This is a genomic window from Butyrivibrio sp. M55 (genome assembly GCF_900116865.1).
GTDB lineage: Bacteria > Bacillota > Clostridia > Lachnospirales > Lachnospiraceae > Butyrivibrio.
On sequence record NZ_FPCD01000007.1, the window covers coordinates 21,727 to 40,435 of the forward strand.

The following is an 18,709-nucleotide window of genomic DNA, read 5'->3' on the forward strand; positions in this document are numbered from 1 at the left end:
GACGATTGCTATCTTATTAACGGAACGCATAACCATGCGGGTTTCAAGAGACGGTAATGCGACATTTTTTTCACAATAGCAATAATTGATAAAGATTTAGCAATAATAATATAGTAAATGTTCTTCAAATAGCTTATCTTACAATAGAAATACCAACGACATGAGATTTTATAAAAGATATACAGAAGGTTGGGTATGGCACTTTGTATCGGCAATATATCATGTCGGTATGTAATTAATAATAAAGGGAGAGGAATAATATGAATCACATGGAAATTACTGATGAGTATTTAGGAAAAATGGACGCCTACTGGCGTGCAACTAATTATCTCGCAGCAGCACAGTTGTATCTTCTTGAGAACCCGCTTCTTCGTGAACCACTTAAGAAGGAGCATATCAAAAAGAAAATCGTAGGTCACTGGGGAACAGTACCCGGACAGAACTTTATTTATGTTCACCTTAACAGAGTAATCAACAAATATGATCAGGATATGATCCTTATCTCAGGTCCCGGCCACGGCGGAAACTTCTTCGTGGCAAACACATACCTTGAGGGATCATACAGTGAAGTATATCCTAACGTAAGCCGTGATATGGATGGTTTACAGAAGCTTTGCAAGCAGTTCTCATTCCCCGGCGGTATCTCAAGCCACGTTGCTCCTGAGACTCCCGGTTCTATCCATGAGGGTGGTGAGCTTGGTTATTCTATCGCACACGCTTTTGGTGCAGTATTTGATAACCCTGATCTTATCGCTGCATGTGTAGTTGGTGACGGTGAAGCAGAGACAGGACCTCTTGCTACATCATGGCAGTCAAACAAATTCCTTAACCCCGTTTCTGATGGAGCAGTTCTTCCTATCCTTCATCTTAACGGATTTAAGATTTCTAATCCTACAATTCTTTCTCGTCTTTCACACGAGGAACTTGAGGCATTCTTCAAGGGTAACGGCTGGAAGCCTTACTTCGTTGAAGGAACAGATCCTAAGGAAATGCATCGTAAGATGGCTGAGACTCTTGATGTTGTTATGGATGAGATCAAGGCTATTCAGAAGAATGCAAGAACAACAGGCGATACAACAAGACCTGTATGGCCTATGATCGTTCTTCGTACTCCTAAGGGATGGACAGGACCTAAGTTCGTAGACGGAAACAAGATCGAGGGATCATTCCAGGCACACCAGGTACCTGTAATGATGGATAAGCCTGAGCACCTTGATATCCTCAAGGAATGGCTCGAGAGCTACCATGCAGAGGAACTCTTTGATGAGAACGGACGTCTCATTCCTGAACTCGAGGAGCTCGCTCCTAAGGGAGACAGACGTATCGGTGCTAACCCTCATGCTAACGGTGGTAAACTTCTTCACGACCTCAGACTTCCTGATTTCCGTGATTACGCTATCGATGTTCCCGCTCCCGGCGCTGTTGAGAAGCAGGATATGATCGAGCTTGGCGGATATATCAGAGACGTATTCAAGCTTAACGATGAGCACAAGAACTTCCGTATCTTTGGACCTGACGAGACAATGTCTAACCGTCTTAACAAGGTATTCGAAGTTACTAACCGTGACTGGAACAACCCTATCGACAAAGATACAGACCAGTTCCTTGCATCAGACGGACGTGTAATGGATTCAATGCTTTCAGAGCATATGTGTGAAGGATGGCTCGAGGGATACCTTCTTACAGGTAGACACGGATTCTTCGCTAGTTACGAAGCATTCATCCGTATTATAGATTCAATGGCAGCTCAGCATGCTAAGTGGCTTAAGGTTTGCAACGGTCTTTCATGGAGACAGCCTATTGCATCTCTTAACCTCCTTCTTACATCAAACGTATGGCAGCAGGATCACAACGGATTCACACACCAGGATCCCGGATTCCTTGACCATATTTCAAATAAGAAGGCAGACGTTGTAAGACTTTACCTTCCACCCGATGCTAACTGCTTGCTCTCAACAATGGATCACTGCTTGAAGAGCAAGAACTACGTAAATGCTATTGTAGCAAGTAAGCATCCCAGACCACAGTGGCTTACAATGGAGCAGGCTGTTAAGCACTGCACACAGGGTATCGGCATTTGGGATTGGGCTTCAACAGATACAGGAGAAGAGCCTGATATCGTACTTGCATGCTGCGGTGATACACCTACACTTGAGGCTCTTGCTGCAGTTGATATTCTCCACAGAGAGATGCCTGAAGTTAAGGTTCGTTTCGTAAACGTTGTTGACCTTATGAAGATGGAGCCTAAGAACAAGCATCCTCACGGACTTTCAGACGTAGAGTACGATACAATCTTTACAAAGGATAAGCCTATTGTATTTGCATTCCATGGATATCCGACTCTTATCCATGAGCTTACATATACAAGAACAAACAGAAACATCCACGTTTACGGATATCATGAAGAAGGAACAATCACAACTCCTTTCGACATGAGAGTTCAGAACAAGATTGACCGTTTCGATCTTGTAATCGCTATGCTTAACAACATGCCTCAGTTCGGCAACAAGGGCGCATTCCTCATCCAGAAGATGAGAGATAAGCTCGTTGAGCATAAGACATACATTCACGACATCGGCGTAGATATGCCTGAAGTTGCTGAGTGGAAGTGGACAGGTGTGAAGTAATCAATCACATTCTTCTGTGTATTTCAAATAATAATGGAGGCGTCTGCGACGTATTGTCGCAGATGCCTTTTATGTTATAATAAAGATTGGAATGTCCAAAGAATTGCAGAAGAGGACCTAATAATATGGCTACTAAAAACAGGATTAAACTAAAAGGTAAGTTAGTGACATATCTCAAAGTATTGGCATACTTGGGAGTACTGTTGCTTTTTGTAAATATTGCGGTATTTATTGTGGACGACTCTGCGGGTCTGATTCTTTTGATATTTACAGGATTTTATTTTGTTTCGGTCATGTACCTTAATTTCTACAACAAACCCATCATAATGAATGAGCTTATCAGTTTTGCGACACAGTACGGACAGATTCAGAAAAGGTTGTTAAAAGACCTTGATCTTGCACATGCCATTCTTGATGATGCGGGTAAGGTCGTTTGGGCAAATACAGCATTTGAAAAAGCAGTCCATATGGAGAAGGGGCTTTATAAGAAGACTATCTTTTCCCTTTTTCCCGGTATTTCGGCGGATAAGTTTCCTGTTGATAATGAGGAAGTATCTTATAAAGTAGACTATGAGAATAGCAACTTTACTATCAAGTTTAAGAGAATCTCTCTTCATGAGATGGCGGTAAACAGCGACATAATAGATGCCGAGAGTTATGAGGGAAGCCTTATAGCCGTTTATCTGTATGATGAGACGGCACTCAGACTTGCCATTCAGGAAGTTGATAATCAGTCACTGGCAGCAGGACTTATCTACATAGATAACTATGAAGAGGCTTTGAACAGCGTAGAAGAGGTAAGAAGATCTCTTTTGACCGCTCTCATAGACAGAAAGATCAATAAATACATTGCATCAAGCAATGGAATATCCAAAAAGATAGAAAAAGACAAATATTTTGTTGTCATGCCTAAGAAGTCCTGCGAGACACTTATCAAGCAGCGATTTGATATTCTTGAAGACGTTAAGACGGTAAATATCGGAAATGAGATGGCTGTAACACTTAGTATCGGTCTTGGCCTTGACGGTCTTTCATATGCGCAGAACTACGAGTTTGCGCGTAATGCCATAGACCTTGCTCTTGGTCGAGGCGGCGATCAGGCTGTTGTAAAGAGCGCAGACAGCACATCTTATTACGGCGGAAAGAGTCAGACCATTGAAAAGAGTACGCGAGTTAAGGCGAGAGTTAAAGCTCACGCGCTTCGCGAGATTATCTCGGGAAAAGATACCGTTATAGTAATGGGACACAGAATGGGCGATGTGGACAGTTTTGGTGCATCTGTCGGTATTTACAGGATTGCAAGAACCCTGGAAAAGAAATGCCACATAGTTTTGAACGACGTGACAGCATCAATGCAGCCACTTGTTGATCTGTTTAAGAGTAATCCCGATTATGAAGACGATATGATAATCAACAATCAGCAGGCGATTGATATTGCCGGAAACAATACTGTGTTGGTAGTTGTCGATGTCAATAAACCGAGCATTACAGAGTGTCCGGAACTTTTGAGATTTTGTAAGACTATAGTTGTTCTCGACCATCACAGAGCAGGAACAGAAGTTATAGAGAATGCGACGCTTTCATATGTTGAGCCGTATGCATCGTCTGCGTGTGAGATGGTTTCCGAGATCCTTCAGTACATCGGAGAGAACGTCAAGATTCACAACGAAGAGGCTGACAGCCTGTATTCGGGAATGATGGTAGATACCAATAACTTTATGAACAAGACAGGTGTCAGAACATTTGAAGCGGCTGCTTTTCTTAGAAGAAACGGAGCGGATGTTACGAGAGTAAGAAAATTGTTCCGTGAAGATGCAAATGAGTACAAGGCTAAGGCTGATGCAGTCAGTCAGGCAGAGATATATCGTGACAGATATGCCATCTCTGTTATGAAGAGTGATGATATACAGAGCCCTACAATAGTAGGCGCACAGGCAGCAAATGAGCTCCTTAACATCAAAGGTGTGAGAGCAAGTTTTGTATGCACTGATTATCAGAACAAAGTGTATGTAAGTGCCAGATCCATAGACGAAGTCAATGTTCAGGTCATCATGGAGAGACTCGGCGGCGGTGGCCACATGAGCTCTGCGGGATGCCAGATAGAAGGAATGCCGATAGAAGAGGCTGTTGATGTAGTTAAGGATGTAATTGATAAAATGATTGAAGAAGGAGAATTGTCATAAATGCAGGTTATATTACTTGAAGACGTAAAGAGTTTGGGTAAAAAAGGTGAGATCGTAAAAGTCAGCGACGGCTACGCAAAGAACTTTGTAATTCCCAAAAAACTCGGTGTAGAGGCTACACAGAAAAATCTTAACGAACTTAAGAATCAGCAGAAAAGAGATTCAATTTTGGCGCAGCAGCGTCTTGATGAAGCCAAAGCATATGGCGAAAAGATAAGCAAAGAGACAGTACAGCTCACAATGAAAGCAGGAGAGGGCGGAAGAGTATTCGGATCCGTTTCCACAAAGGAAATAGTAACAGCTGCAAAAGCTCAGTTTGGATTTGATATTGATAAAAAGAAACTTCAGATGCCGGAACCTATAAAGTCATTCGGAACTTATGAGATTCCGGTAAAACTCCATCCTCAGGTTACTACTGTGTTAAAAGTGAGTGTAAAGGAACAATAAGAAATGGCAGAGGAGACTCTATTAAAGCGTGTCGCACCCAACAGTCTGGAAGCAGAGCAATCTGTTGTCGGAGCGATGCTGATGGATAAAGAAGCAATAGAAATTGCGTCCGAGATTGTCAATCCGGACGATTTTTATAACAGACAGCTCGGAACGGTTTTTGAGACAATGGTAGAGCTCAACCGTGAAGGAAGTGCTGTCGATTTTGTCACGCTTCAAAACAGGCTCAGGGAAAAGAATGTTCCGCCGCAGGTCAGCAGTGCCGAATATATCGGCGAACTTGTTTCGGCGGTACCTACATCTGCGAATGTAAAGTATTATGCGCAGATTGTTGCGGATAAATCCACACTCAGAAAACTGATTCGTGTAAGCGAAGAGACAATAAATACCTGTTATTCAAATTCTGAGAATATGGAAGGAATACTTAATGATGTAGAAAAGAGTGTCTTCCAGATCACACAGAAGAGAAATACAGGTGAGTTTGTTTCTATCGATCAGGTAGTAATGAACGCACTAAACCGTATCGAGCAGGCAAGTAAGATGAAAGGAAACGTTACAGGTCTTTCTACAGGTTTCCTTGATCTTGATTACAGTACAGCAGGATTTCAGCCTTCAGATCTGATACTTATCGCGGCCAGACCTTCAATGGGAAAAACCGCTTTTGTACTTAATATAGCAGAGCATATGGCTTTCCATGACAACAAATGTGTTGCGATATTCTCACTGGAAATGTCAAAGGAACAGCTTGTAAACAGACTACTTGCGATGGAGTCTCACGTTGATTCACAGCATATCAGAACAGGTAATATGTCTGATATGGACTGGGAGAACCTCATCGAAAGTGCCGATGTTGTAGGCTCTTCCAAACTCATTATAGATGATACTCCGGGTATCTCGATTCAGGAACTTCGTTCAAAGTGTAGAAAGTATAAGATGGATCATGGTCTTAATATAATCATGATCGACTACTTACAGCTTATGACAGGCGGATCCGGAAGAGGTTCCGAGTCACGTCAGCAGGAAATTTCGGATATTTCAAGATCTCTTAAGGCTCTTGCCAGAGAACTTAACGTGCCCGTTGTTGCGCTTTCACAGCTTTCCCGTGCGGTTGAGCAAAGACCCGATCACAGGCCCATGCTTTCAGACCTCCGTGAATCCGGAGCTATCGAGCAGGATGCCGACATGGTAATGTTCATTTACAGAGATGATTACTATAATAAGGATACCGAGAAGAAGGGCGTGGCCGATATTATTATCGCTAAGCAGAGAAACGGCCCGATCGGAACGGTAGACCTTTTGTGGCTTCCTGAATTTACTAAGTTTGCGAATCTGGAGAAGGGACACTGATATTGGTAAAAGAATGAGGTAATCTCACAGGGCTAAAACCAAGCGTGCACTCGGAAATGCTGTGCATTTCCTCGTTCATTTGGCTGTGCCAAATAAAGATAAAAAAAGAGCGTTTTCCTCAAGTAAACTTGAGAAAACGCTCTTTTTATTATCTTTGCTTGGTTTTAGCCCTGTGAGATTGCAGCTACAGGACACTGAGCAGCACAAGATCCGCAGTCGATGCATGTGTTTGCGTCGATAACGAACTGTGAGTCACCCTGTGAAATTGCAGAAACAGGACACTGAGCAGCGCATGAGCCACAGCTGATGCAGCCATCACTAATAACGTATGCCATAATAATCTCCTTCCATCATTAAATGCCATAAATTAAAGTATTGTAGCAAAAAACGATTGGTATTTGCCATTACCAATCTTTGATACGTCTATATCATATAATAAGTAAAGCGTTTAAGCAATACAGTAAACGAAAACTTTTATCAATCAATAACGTTATATAATTAACAATTGACAGATAATAACGTTCAAAATGCAATGGGGACGAGTTTGTTAAAAAGTCGTCAAACCCTTGCCAGCATTGACATCTGAGGTAATTTAATGATAGTATTGTTAATGGCAGAATACGAGTGAAAATTGGTCCGTCGCACTGTTTTCGGAGATGAAAGCTTGCTGACGGAATTTTTGCACTATTCCTTTTTTTTTAACACAATTTAATAAAATGCCAAAAATAATCCAAAATAAGGTAGGAGGAAACAAAATGGCTAGAAACATGAAAACCATGGATGGCAACGAGGCAGCTGCATACGCTTCATATGCGTTTACAGAAGTTGCTGCCATGTACCCTATCACACCATCATCTGTTATGCCTGAGCATGTAGATGAATGGGCAACAGCCGGAAAGAAAAATATTTTCGGTCGTACGGTTCAGATTACAGAAATGCAGTCTGAGGCCGGTGCAGCAGGAGCTGTGCACGGATCACTGGTAGTAGGTGCTCTTACATCTACATATACCGCATCACAGGGACTTCTTCTTATGATTCCCGACATTTATAAAGTCGCAGGTGAAAGACTTCCCGGAGTATTCAACGTATCAGCACGTTGTGTTGCTTCACATGCGCTCAACATTTTTGGTGATCATTCTGACGTTTATGCTTGCCGTCAGACAGGTGCCGCAATGCTCTGCGATTCAAGTGTACAGGAGGTTATGGACTTAACACCTGTTGCTTATTGTTCAGCTATCGAAGGACGCATTCCTTTTATTAATTTCTTTGACGGATTCCGTACATCACATGAGATCCAGAAGATCGAAGTATGGGATTATAAAGATCTTGACGAGATGGTAAATCACGAGGCAATTGATGCATTCAAGGCAAACGCTTTGAATCCAAATCATCCTTGCCAGATGGGTTCTGCTCAGAATCCCGACATTTTCTTCCAGACAAGAGAAGCTTGCAATACAGGCTATAACGAACTTCCTGACATCGTTCAGAAGTATATGGATAAAGTTAATGCCAAGATTGGTACAGACTATAAGCTCTTTAACTACTACGGAGATCCTAAAGCAGAAGTAGTTATCGTTGCTATGGGTTCTGTAAACGATACAATCGAAGAGACAATTGATTACCTTGAGAAACAGGGCAAAAAAGTCGGCGTAGTAAAAGTCAGACTTTACAGACCTTTCTCAGCAAAAGCCCTTGTTGCGGCTATTCCTGATTCTGTTAAGAGAATTCAGGTTCTCGACAGAACTAAAGAGCCCGGATCATATCGCGAGCCTCTTGCTCTTGATGTTATCGCTGCTCTTAAGGGAACAAAATTCGAAAGCGTTCCTGTATTCTGTGGACGTTACGGACTTGGTTCAAAAGATACAACACCTGCACAGATCGTTGCAGTATATGAGAACACAGATAAAGAAGAGTTCACTATCGGTATCGAAGATGACGTAACAAACCTTTCGCTTAAGGTTGGTGCTCCTCTTGTTACAACTCCCGAGGGAACAACAAACTGTAAGTTCTGGGGACTTGGTGCTGACGGTACTGTCGGTGCTAACAAGAACTCTATCAAGATCATCGGTGATAACACTGACATGTATGCTCAGGCATATTTTGATTATGACTCAAAGAAGTCAGGCGGTGTTACAATGTCTCACCTTAGATTTGGTAAGACTCCTATTAAGTCTACATACCTTATCAAGAAAGCAGACTTCGTAGCATGCCACAATCCTTCATATATCCGCAAATTCAACATGGTTCAGGAAATTGTGGACGGAGGATCATTCCTTCTTAACTGCCCTTGGAGTGTAGAACAGCTTGAGGCTGAGATTCCCGGACAGGTTAAGAAATTCATGTACGATCACAAGATCAACTTCTATATCATGAACGGTTCTAAGATCGGTGTAGAAGTAGGAATGGGACCTACAAGAATTAACACAATCCTTCAGTCGGCATTCTTCAATATTACAAAGATCATTCCTGAAGAAGATGCAATCAAATTTATGAAGGATGCAGCTCAGAAGACATACGGCCGTAAGGGTGAGGATGTTGTTAAGAAGAACTGGGCAGCTATTGATGCCGGAGCAGATCCGAAGAACCTTATCAAGGTAGAGATTCCTGAATCTTGGAAAGATGCCAAGGATGAAGGTCTTGACTTCAAGAAAGCTGAGGGAAGCAGAAAGGATGTTATCGACTTCGTTAATAATATCCAGACCAAGGTCAATGCTCAGGAAGGTAACAACCTTAAAGTTTCAGATTGTCTTCCTTATGTTGACGGTGCTACACCTTCAGGATCGGCTGCTTACGAGAAGCGTGGTATCGCAGTAAACGTTCCTAAGTGGGATGCTACAAAGTGCGTAGAGTGTGGATTCTGTTCACTTGTATGTCCTCATGCAGCAATCCGTACAGTTGCTCTTACAGACGACGAAGTTGCTAAGGCACCTGAAGGACTTCAGACTAAGGACGTTAACGGTGTACCCGGATACAAATTCTCAATCGTTATTTCAGCGCTTGACTGTACAGGATGCGGATCTTGCGCAAATGTATGTCTTGGAAACAAGGCAGGCGAGACACTTAAGATGGGTGCTATCGCAGAGAATAAAGATGAGCAGAAGTATTTCGACTATGCTGTAACTCTTCCTGAGAAGAAAGATGTAGTTGAAAAACTCAAAGCTACAACAATCAGAGGATCTCAGTTCAAACAGCCTCTCCTTGAGTTCTCGGGAGCATGCGCAGGTTGTGGTGAGACACCTTACGTTAAACTTGTAACTCAGCTTTTTGGTGACAGAATGTATGTTGCAAACGCAACAGGATGTACTTCAATTTGGGGTAACTCTTCACCTTCAACACCTTATACCGTAAATGCGGAAGGTCACGGACCTGCATGGGATAACTCATTGTTCGAGGACAACGCAGAGTTTGGTATGGGTATGGTACTTGCTCAGAACGCACTTCGTGATGCGATAAAAGAGCAGGTTGAGGCAATCGTAGCCGATGGCGGAAAAGCTAAGGCTGCAGCTCAGAAGTGGCTTGATACATTCAGTAACGGTGCTGAGAATACAGCAGCTACAAATGAACTTATCGCAGCACTTGACGGTGATAACTCAGATGCAGCTAAATATATCAAGAAGAATAGAGACTTTGCAGCTAAGAAGTCACAGTGGATCTTCGGTGGTGACGGATGGGCATTCGATATCGGATTCGGTGGTCTCGATCACGTACTTGCTTCCGGTAAGGATGTAAATGTTCTCGTTGTTAATACTGAGGTTTACTCAAATACAGGCGGACAGTCATCTAAGGCTACTCCTACAGGTGCTGTTGCACAGTTTGCTGCAGGTGGTAAAGAAATCAAGCAGAAGGATCTTGCTTCTATCGCAATGAGTTACGGTTACGTATACGTTGCACAGATCGCTATGGGTGCTGATATGAACCAGACGATCAAAGCAATTTCAGAAGCTGAAGCTTATCCCGGACCTTCACTTATCATCGCATATGCTCCTTGTATCAACCAGGGTCTTAAGGCCGGCATGAACAAGGTTATGGATGAAGAGAAGAAGGCTGTTGCTACAGGATATTGGGATATGTTCAGATTCAATCCTCAGGCAGACAAGAAGTTCACTCTTGATAGCAAACCTGCTACAGAAGACTTCCAGAGCTTCCTTGACGGAGAGGTAAGATACCTTTCACTTAAGCTCAAGAATCCTGAGAGAGCAGCTGAGCTCAATGCAAAAGCAGCTGAGCATGCTAAGGAGCACAGAGCATATCTTGAGAAACTTGTTTCTCTGTACGGAGATGAGTAATTCATAAGATAATAAGAAAGCCGGAGAAAATGAGAGATCATTTTCTCCGGCAATTTTATTTAGTAAAAAAATTAGTCTGTCAAATTCTTGAAAGAGTCTGTACTGCGTTACCCTTTAAGACAACTGAGAAGTGCTCCGATAAATATTGTTCCTCGGCACTGCTTCCGATTTCGGCTGTTCCGTATTCTGTTAATAAGGAACAGATATTTTTGAAGAGATTATCTTCAAGATCACCCTGATGAAGGATCAGGTAAAACTTACCCTTTGTTTCATCTTTATATAATGTGTTTTCACCATTAAATTTTTTGCTTACAATAACCGCGAATTTGCTTGCTTCATGCAAAGAATCAAAGGAAAAAATCTGTATGCCTCTTCTGGTCGGTTGGCCCTTTTTTCTGACGCTTGAAGTCTTTTCCTTAAGTTTTTTTACATCTGATGAAGTGCTTCCTGCATTATAGTCCTGATACTCATTCAAGTTGCTGTGCTGCAGTCTTTTAAAGAGGGACGAAACGTCTGCTTCCTCATTTTCGTCGTAATCTGCTCCGTCGTAATCCTCATATTCCTCATCATCTACGTCTTCTTCGTGAACAGAGGGGGCAAAATTGGAGAATCTTGTATCCAATTCCTCAGGATCATCTACTTTAGTGATTACAAGAACGATACATTCGGAATTGATCGGAATAGCCTCTATCATAAGCGGGGTATCTTCTGCATCAAAACCAAATGCAATATTTGCTTGCTGCATCATATCTTGGAAAAGTTCTTTTGCTTTGTCGGTACCATACGCAAGTTCTGTTATCTTAAGGTCGCGTTTCGCAAGGTCATCTCTGGTAAGCGTGCATCTAATCTGGTGATCGTTGACTTTTTCTATCTTCATGATGCGTTACCTCCTGACTTTGGAATACATAGATACTAATTTATTGAGTTTTCTATGTCAATAGATGTATCGACATATTTTAAAAATAAATTCGCATCTACATAAAATCTTAAGAAATTTCGACGGTAAATCTTAAGATTTATCTGTTATGATGGATTTTGTGAGATGCCTTTCGAGGATATAAATCCGGGAAGGAGGCGATTGAGGAATTATTTATCTACTAGTCTATGGTTCTGCGAATCATCGCAGAATGTCTTACAGATAGTTTCAAAAATAAATCCCAAACAATTTTTACATCACAACAATCACAACAGATTGAGCATAAACAAAAGATATTGTTTACAATATCATTATACCATATATTTGCGCTGTATTTGAGCGTAGAGACAAGGGTTTGCGAAGTGGTATCTCATACATATTAATATACGTCAAATCATATTTGAAACGAAAAAATGGTTTAGCAGGGAATTGTCACAAAGTAAAGACCTTTTGGCTCTCGTTTCGGATAGAATGTCCCCAAAACAGCAATAAAAACATCAAATGAAATTTTTATAAAGAGGCACCCCGCCATAACATATACAATAAATAGTTAAATATATTGCTTTAGGGGACATTCATAATGACGTATAGTTAATAGTCTGTTATAATAGAGGGCGATTGTAAAGGAGCTAGATAATGACAAGAAGAAATACAAGACGAAGACCAAGCCCCAATTCCAGAAGGAGATCCGGGTCCAGATCAAGATCCAGAAGAGGATCTCGCAGAAGACCAAGAAGGAGATTCAATCCGGCGGTTTTTATAATCGCCCTTATTTTAATTTTAGGAGCAGTTTTCGTAGTTCAAAGTGGCGAAGATTTAGAGTCACTTGCTCATATGTTTTCATATAGTAATAAAAAAGCAGATCTCAAAGCCTATTTTGACATAAAGGGCAAAGATGATGTAGCGATCGTACTTGGTGATGAGTACATAGAGAAAAGAGCAAAGCTCTGGGACGGCGAGTATTACGTAGACCTTGAAGTTATTCGTAACAACATTAATCCTAAGTTCTACTACAGTAAAGAAGACGGTACGCTGAAGTATACAACTCCGGATACCATCATTACATCGAATATAGGTGAAAATACCTGGACCGATTCAAAAGGCGGTTCGGGCGAAGAGAAGTTTGTTATTTCCAAAGAGGGAGATGATACCCTCTATGTTGCGCTTGATTATGTAAAACAATACAGTAATTTTGCTTATGAAGCGTTTACAGAGCCAAATCACATTCAGCTGACCGCAAAATGGGATGAAGAGGCTGTTGCTACTATTGCAAGAAAGACTGACCTTAGAGTAAAGGGCGGTCCTAAGAGTGATGTCATCAGAAAGCTGAATAAAGGCGAGGATGTAGTACTTCTTGAAGAGTTTGAAAATTGGGTTAAGGTAAAGAGTGCCGATTCATTTATCGGTTATATTGAGAAAAAGAAACTTAAGGATCCCAGAAAAGTTACTCCCGATCCTGTTACTGATTATCAGGAGCCTGAATATACAAGAATCAAGAAAGATCAGCTGATCAATCTCGGATTCCATTGTATCGGATCTGAAGCAGGCAATGCTACGCTTACGGATTATCTTGCCAATACAAAGGGGCTTAACGTAATTGCACCACAGTGGCTCTATATTGCAGAGGCGGATGGTACTGTAGGAAGTATCGGTTCAGCTGATTATGTCAAGCAAGCTCATGAAGCCGGAATGGATGTGTGGGTAGTATTTGATGACATGAGAAATAAGGAAGGCTTTAAGCTTATGGATCTTCTTCCTTATGCAGAGAAGAGAGCTAAGATTATAAAGGAAGCTTTGGCACAGGTTACTCTTTTGGGAGCGGATGGCTTAAACCTTGACTTTGAGAGTATTATACAAGAAGAGAAATCACAGCCGTTTATTGAGTTCGTAAGAGAAATGTCAATCGCGTGTAGATCACAGGGAATAGTTTTCTCTATAGATAACTATTATCCTATCTACAATAAGTTTATGAACATAAAAGAACAGGGAATAGTTGCCGATTATATCGTATTGATGGGATATGATGAGCATACTGACGGAAGTGCTGAGCCCGGACCTGTTGCGTCCATTGGATTTGTTGAGCAGGGTATGGATCTGGTACTTCAGGATGTGGATCCTTCTAAGGTAATTAACGCAGTACCTTTCTATTGTCGTGCTTGGAAGGAATCGGACGGAAAATATAACAGTGTTGTTCAACATATGAATAATGTGCAGGATTTCCTTTCTACCAATGGAATATCGGTTTCTTGGGATGAAGAAACAGGCCAGAATTACGGCGAAGGAACTTCAAAAGATGGCACTAATTATAAAATCTGGGTGGAAGATACCCAGTCTCTGGCAAAGAAGCTTGAAGCAATGAAAGCAAGAAATCTTGCCGGAGTCGCAGAGTGGGCAATCGGATTTGAAACAAGTGAAGCCTGGGATGTGATCGCAAGTTATACAGAGGGACAGTAAGTTGGAAACTGAGCTGGTAGTAATAGATGAGAATAATATCAATGCCGAGGCTGAGAAGGCGATAAGGCATGCCGGAGAGATCATAAAACGCGGCGGACTTGTAGCATTTCCGACTGAGACAGTATATGGTCTGGGCGGAGATGCCCTTAACCCCGAATCTTCAAAAAAGATATATGCGGCTAAGGGAAGACCGTCTGACAATCCGCTTATAGTCCATGTTGCAGATATAAAAGACCTCGAACTTATAACAGAGGGAGTCTCGGAAGCGGCAAGAAAGCTTGCTGACGCGTATTGGCCGGGCCCTCTTACCATGATAATGAATAAAAGCGACAAGGTACCGCTTGAAACAACAGGCGGACTTGGTACGGTAGCTATCAGAATGCCGAACAACAAGATCGCGCTTGAGCTTATTAAGGCTTCAGGCGGATATATTGCGGCACCGAGCGCAAATACGTCGGGACGCCCAAGTCCTACGGTTGCTAGATACTGTGTAGAAGACCTTGACGGCAAGATAGATATGATAATCGACGGCGGACAAGTAGGAATAGGACTTGAGTCTACGATTGTCGACCTTACATCCGATGTTCCAATGATCTTAAGACCGGGATATATAACTGCGGATATGATAGAGAAGGTACTGGGCAAGGTCAGCATAGATAAGACTATCATAGACAGTTCTTCGACACTTAAGCCCAAGGCGCCGGGAATGAAGTACAAACACTACGCACCAAAGGGAACTCTTACTATAGTAAGCGGACCTCAGGACAAGGTTGTCGAATATATAAACGGCGAGACCGATAAGGCAAAGAAAGAAGGCAAGAGGACCGGAGTAATAGGGACCGATTCAACGACTTCTTTATACAAGGCTGATACAGTAAAGAGCCTTGGAAAAAGAGAAGATGAAAATACAATAGCGCATGAACTTTTCAAGGCACTCAGAGAATTTGACGATGAAGGCGTAGATGTTATGTTTTCTGAATCATTTGATGACAGCGGAATAGGACAGGCAATTATGAACAGGCTCTTAAAAGCCGCAGGACATAATGTGGTATCCTTATAAAGGATTTGTATTATAATATGATATAGAGCTACGAGAACAGCCTATGATTGGGTAGTTCTCATATCATTACGAAAAGAGGAAACAGGCATGATAGCACTTGGAAGTGATCACGGCGGATTTGACCTTAAAGAGGTTGTAAAAGAGCATTTGCAGAAAAGAGGATTCGAGGTAAAGGATTTTGGTACTTATAACAAAGAATCCTGCGATTATCCCGAATTTGGAAGAGCGGCAGCAGAGGCTGTAGCGAGCGGAGAATGCGAAAAAGGCATTGTAATCTGCACTACCGGAATTGGAATTTCGATTGTGGCAAATAAAGTCAAAGGCGTAAGATGTGCACTTTGCTCAGAGACAACATCAGCCAGACTTACAAGAGAACACAATGATGCTAATATGCTTGCAATGGGTGGCGGACTCGTAGGAGATTTGCTTGCTCTTGAGATAGTTGATACATTCCTTGATACGGAATTTTCTAATATGGAGAAACACAGTCGCAGAATTTCCAAAATTGAGGAATAACTTATGGGGGACTCTTTACGCTAGGAGGACAGCATGGGAAAAGTAGTAATTATGGATCATCCTTTGATCCAGCATAAGATAGGTTATATCAGAAGAATTGATACGGGAACAAAAGACTTCAGACAGACAATAAGCGAGATTGCAATGCTTATCTGTTATGAAGCAACAAGAGAACTTCAGTTACATGATGTTGAGATTGAAACACCTATATGCAAGACAACCGTTAAGGAACTAAAGGGCAGAAAACTCTGCGTAGTTCCTATTTTGCGTGCAGGTCTTGGAATGGTGGACGGAATGCTTGCGCTTATTCCTGCGGCTAAGGTTGGGCATATCGGACTTTACAGAGATCCCGAGACACTTAAGCCTGTAGAGTATTATTGCAAGATGCCTGCAGATGTTTCGGAGAGAGAAATATTTGTGGTAGACCCTATGCTTGCGACAGGCGGATCTTCTGTTGCAGCTATAAATATGCTTAAAGAAAAGGGATGTAAACACATTCATTTCATGTGTATAATCGCTGCTCCCGAGGGACTTAAGGCGATGCAGGAAGCACATCCCGATGTAGACATATATGTAGGCTCTTTGGATGAAAAGCTAAATGAACACGGCTATATCGTTCCTGGACTCGGAGATGCCGGTGACAGAATTTTCGGAACCAAATAAGGAGCAGACATGAAGAGAGAAGACTATATATCATGGGATGAGTATTTCATGGGAGTTGCCAAGCTTGCGGCTATGAGGTCAAAAGATCCGAATACGCAGGTTGGCAGTTGCATAGTCAGTGAGGATAACAACATTCTTTCCATGGGATACAACGGATTTCCTAAGGGGTGTTCGGATGAGGATTTTCCCTGGGAACGTGACGGAGAGGATGAACTTTCCACGAAGTATCCTTTTGTTACGCACAGTGAGCTTAACGCCATTTTGAACTACAGAGGCGGAAGCCTTGTCGGCGCTAAGATTTATGTATCTCTTTTCCCTTGTAATGAGTGTGCGAAAGCAATCATTCAGGCCGGGATAAAGACGGTTGTATATGACAGCGACAAATACGAATCTTCTGCAACAACGCGTGCTTCAAAGAAAATGTTTGATGCAGCGGGCGTAAGATATTATAAATATGAGCGAAGCGGAAGAGATATAAAAATTACTATTTGATTAAGAATGGTATATGAGAAAAGTCGGGGTTAGGGGTAAATCAACTAAAAAGTTCGGAATGCTCTTTTCTCTTATGGCATCGATCATGGCAGCTATCTTGCTGGGCCTGTCGATGTCTCCTATTTCGTATGCCACGGAATCTACCAAGAAACAGCTTCAGGATGCAAAAGACAGAAAAGCCCAATCAGAAAATGAATTAGATACCAAGAAAAAAGATATTGAAGAGATGAACGAGGAAAAGTCATCTTTGCAAGGTCAGCTTAATACGCTCAATACACAGCTTAGCGAAGTAAGTAACAATCTGGAACAGATTGAGGAACAGATAGGAAGCAAAGAAAATGAGATTGAGAATACGCTGGCAGAACTTGACGCTGCAAAGCAGGATCAGGAGAACCAGTATGTTTCCATGAAGAAGCGTATTCAGTTTATCTATGAGAAGCAGAACTTCATGGTAATGGAGATGGTTTTCGGCTTCAGTAATTTTTCGGATTTTCTCAATCAGAATCAGTATATTGAGCAGCTTACTTCCTATGACAGAAGGAAACTTACGGAATATATTCAGATAAAAGAGCTGATCGAGGAAAAAGAGGAAACTCTTGAGAGCGAGAAAGAGCAGCTTGATATTTATCATGCCAAACAACAGGCTGAACAAAGCAGAGTTGCGGGACTCGTGAGCCAGACTTCGGGAACAATTCAGCAGTATGCAAATGATATTTCTGACGCGGAAGCAAAGGCTGAGGAGATTGAAGCACAGATAAAAGCGCAGGAAGAAGATATAAAGCAGCTCGAAGCAAAACTTGCGGAAGAGATGCGACTTTCCAAATTGGCAGCGGCATCTACATGGAGAGATATTTCGGAAGTAACGTTTGCCGAAGGGGACAGGTATCTGCTTGCAAACCTCATATATTGTGAAGCAGGAGCAGAACCTTACGAGGGAAAGGTTGCAGTAGGTGCGGTCGTGATAAACAGGGTGCTTAGTTCTGTTTATCCGGATACAGTTGTTGGTGTGATTTACCAGAATAGGCAGTTTTCGCCTGTTGCGAGCGGAAGACTTGCTCTTGCACTTGCTGAAGGGCGTGCTACCGCATCATGTTTTCAGGCAGCGGATGAGGCCATGAAAGGCTATTCGAATGTCGGAAACTGCGTATATTTCAGAACTCCTATTCCCGGTCTTTCGGGACGTAATATCGGAGGACATGTATTTTACTGATCTTGCCCGGATATAATTTCTTCTATGGGCGCTGTCAGTGAAGATATGCCATTTTCGTAGATTTCGTTAAGGAGTCTGTTCAGAGAGAGCAGGCTTTTTTTGAGCAAAGACTCGTTGATTAGCTTTTTTTCAAAAGCTTCGGATAATTCATCAAGATCGTCAATCTTCATCTTGCCATCGGGAAAGATTATGACATCGGCAAGAAGATCGATCACGGTAAGTGTATTGGACTTTGTATCGCGGTCATAGGTTATGATGTCAAAGTACCAGCGCGAAAGTGTGTTGTCGGCTTTGAGAAATTTGCTGATCTTGTAGCCCTCTTTGAAGTAATAGCAGGAATATCCGTTGCATATATCAGATCTTTTTTTGAGAGCTTTCCATTTGGTGATCATGACAGACTCGTCAAGCTTAAGAATCTCGTCATCCTTAAGTTCAACGCATTCGTCTGGTATGAAACGTTTTCGATATAGAACAGGATAATTCATATTTTTCCTTTCCATATTGATGA

Annotated in this window: 14 protein-coding genes; 11 read left to right on the top strand and 3 right to left on the bottom strand. The window is 42.0% G+C overall.

The window, feature by feature from the left end:
• Positions 1–260: 260 nt before the first annotated feature.
• The 4 genes from BM398_RS09445 to dnaB all read left to right on the top strand — a co-directional run bounded on the left by BM398_RS09445 (position 261) and on the right by dnaB (position 6,604).
• Positions 261–2,627 carry a phosphoketolase family protein gene (locus BM398_RS09445; RefSeq protein ID WP_092337457.1) on the top strand — a complete coding sequence of 789 codons (2,367 nt, stop codon included), beginning with the start codon at positions 261–263 and terminating at the stop codon, positions 2,625–2,627.
• 125 nt (positions 2,628–2,752) lie between these two features.
• A complete protein-coding gene (locus BM398_RS09450; protein ID WP_092337458.1) occupies positions 2,753–4,810 on the top strand; it encodes a DHH family phosphoesterase in 2,058 nt (685 codons plus the stop codon).
• Entirely contained in the window at positions 4,811–5,257 is a 447-nt protein-coding gene (gene rplI / locus BM398_RS09455; protein WP_026656522.1) for a 50S ribosomal protein L9, read from the top strand.
• 3 nt (positions 5,258–5,260) lie between these two features.
• On the top strand, positions 5,261–6,604 hold the full coding sequence (gene dnaB, locus BM398_RS09460) for a replicative DNA helicase (protein ID WP_026656524.1): 1,344 nt from the start codon (positions 5,261–5,263) through the stop codon (positions 6,602–6,604).
• A gap of 164 nt (positions 6,605–6,768) precedes the next feature.
• On the opposite strand, the gene BM398_RS09465 is transcribed toward dnaB, so the two are convergent.
• On the bottom strand, positions 6,769–6,939 hold the full coding sequence (locus BM398_RS09465; RefSeq protein WP_092337459.1) for a DUF362 domain-containing protein: 171 nt from the start codon (positions 6,937–6,939) through the stop codon (positions 6,769–6,771).
• A gap of 420 nt (positions 6,940–7,359) precedes the next feature.
• Here BM398_RS09465 and nifJ point away from each other — a divergent pair, with 420 nt between their 5' ends.
• Positions 7,360–10,890, top strand: a complete 3,531-nt coding sequence (gene nifJ / locus BM398_RS09470) for a pyruvate:ferredoxin (flavodoxin) oxidoreductase (RefSeq protein WP_092337460.1) — start codon at positions 7,360–7,362, stop codon at positions 10,888–10,890.
• Between the two features lie 79 nt (positions 10,891–10,969).
• Here nifJ and BM398_RS09475 read toward each other — a convergent pair whose 3' ends face one another.
• Positions 10,970–11,767 carry an adaptor protein MecA gene (locus BM398_RS09475; RefSeq protein ID WP_092337461.1) on the bottom strand — a complete coding sequence of 266 codons (798 nt, stop codon included), beginning with the start codon at positions 11,765–11,767 and terminating at the stop codon, positions 10,970–10,972.
• A gap of 675 nt (positions 11,768–12,442) precedes the next feature.
• Between BM398_RS09475 and BM398_RS09480 the strand changes: the two genes are divergently transcribed.
• From BM398_RS09480 to BM398_RS09505, 6 genes are all read left to right on the top strand, one after another.
• Entirely contained in the window at positions 12,443–14,260 is a 1,818-nt protein-coding gene (locus tag BM398_RS09480) for a glycosyl hydrolase family 18 protein (RefSeq protein WP_092337462.1), read from the top strand.
• Between the two features lies 1 nt (position 14,261).
• Positions 14,262–15,320, top strand: coding sequence for an L-threonylcarbamoyladenylate synthase (locus BM398_RS09485; protein ID WP_092337463.1), 1,059 nt, complete (start codon positions 14,262–14,264; stop codon positions 15,318–15,320).
• 87 nt (positions 15,321–15,407) lie between these two features.
• Positions 15,408–15,836 (top strand): ribose 5-phosphate isomerase B, encoded by a 429-nt coding sequence (gene rpiB / locus BM398_RS09490; protein WP_026656529.1) that lies wholly within the window; start codon positions 15,408–15,410, stop codon positions 15,834–15,836.
• Positions 15,837–15,869: 33 nt separating this feature from the next.
• Complete coding sequence (gene upp, locus BM398_RS09495; RefSeq protein ID WP_026656531.1) at positions 15,870–16,499, top strand: uracil phosphoribosyltransferase; 630 nt, start codon at positions 15,870–15,872, stop codon at positions 16,497–16,499.
• A gap of 9 nt (positions 16,500–16,508) precedes the next feature.
• A complete protein-coding gene (locus BM398_RS09500) occupies positions 16,509–16,991 on the top strand; it encodes a deoxycytidylate deaminase (RefSeq protein ID WP_026656532.1) in 483 nt (160 codons plus the stop codon).
• 13 nt (positions 16,992–17,004) lie between these two features.
• Entirely contained in the window at positions 17,005–18,201 is a 1,197-nt protein-coding gene (locus tag BM398_RS09505) for a cell wall hydrolase (RefSeq protein ID WP_242949797.1), read from the top strand.
• Here the strand turns inward: BM398_RS09505 and BM398_RS09510 are convergent.
• Positions 18,195–18,686, bottom strand: coding sequence for a ribonuclease FAU-1 family protein (locus BM398_RS09510; RefSeq protein WP_092337464.1), 492 nt, complete (start codon positions 18,684–18,686; stop codon positions 18,195–18,197). The genes BM398_RS09505 and BM398_RS09510 overlap by 7 nt on opposite strands.
• Positions 18,687–18,709 lie beyond the last annotated feature (23 nt).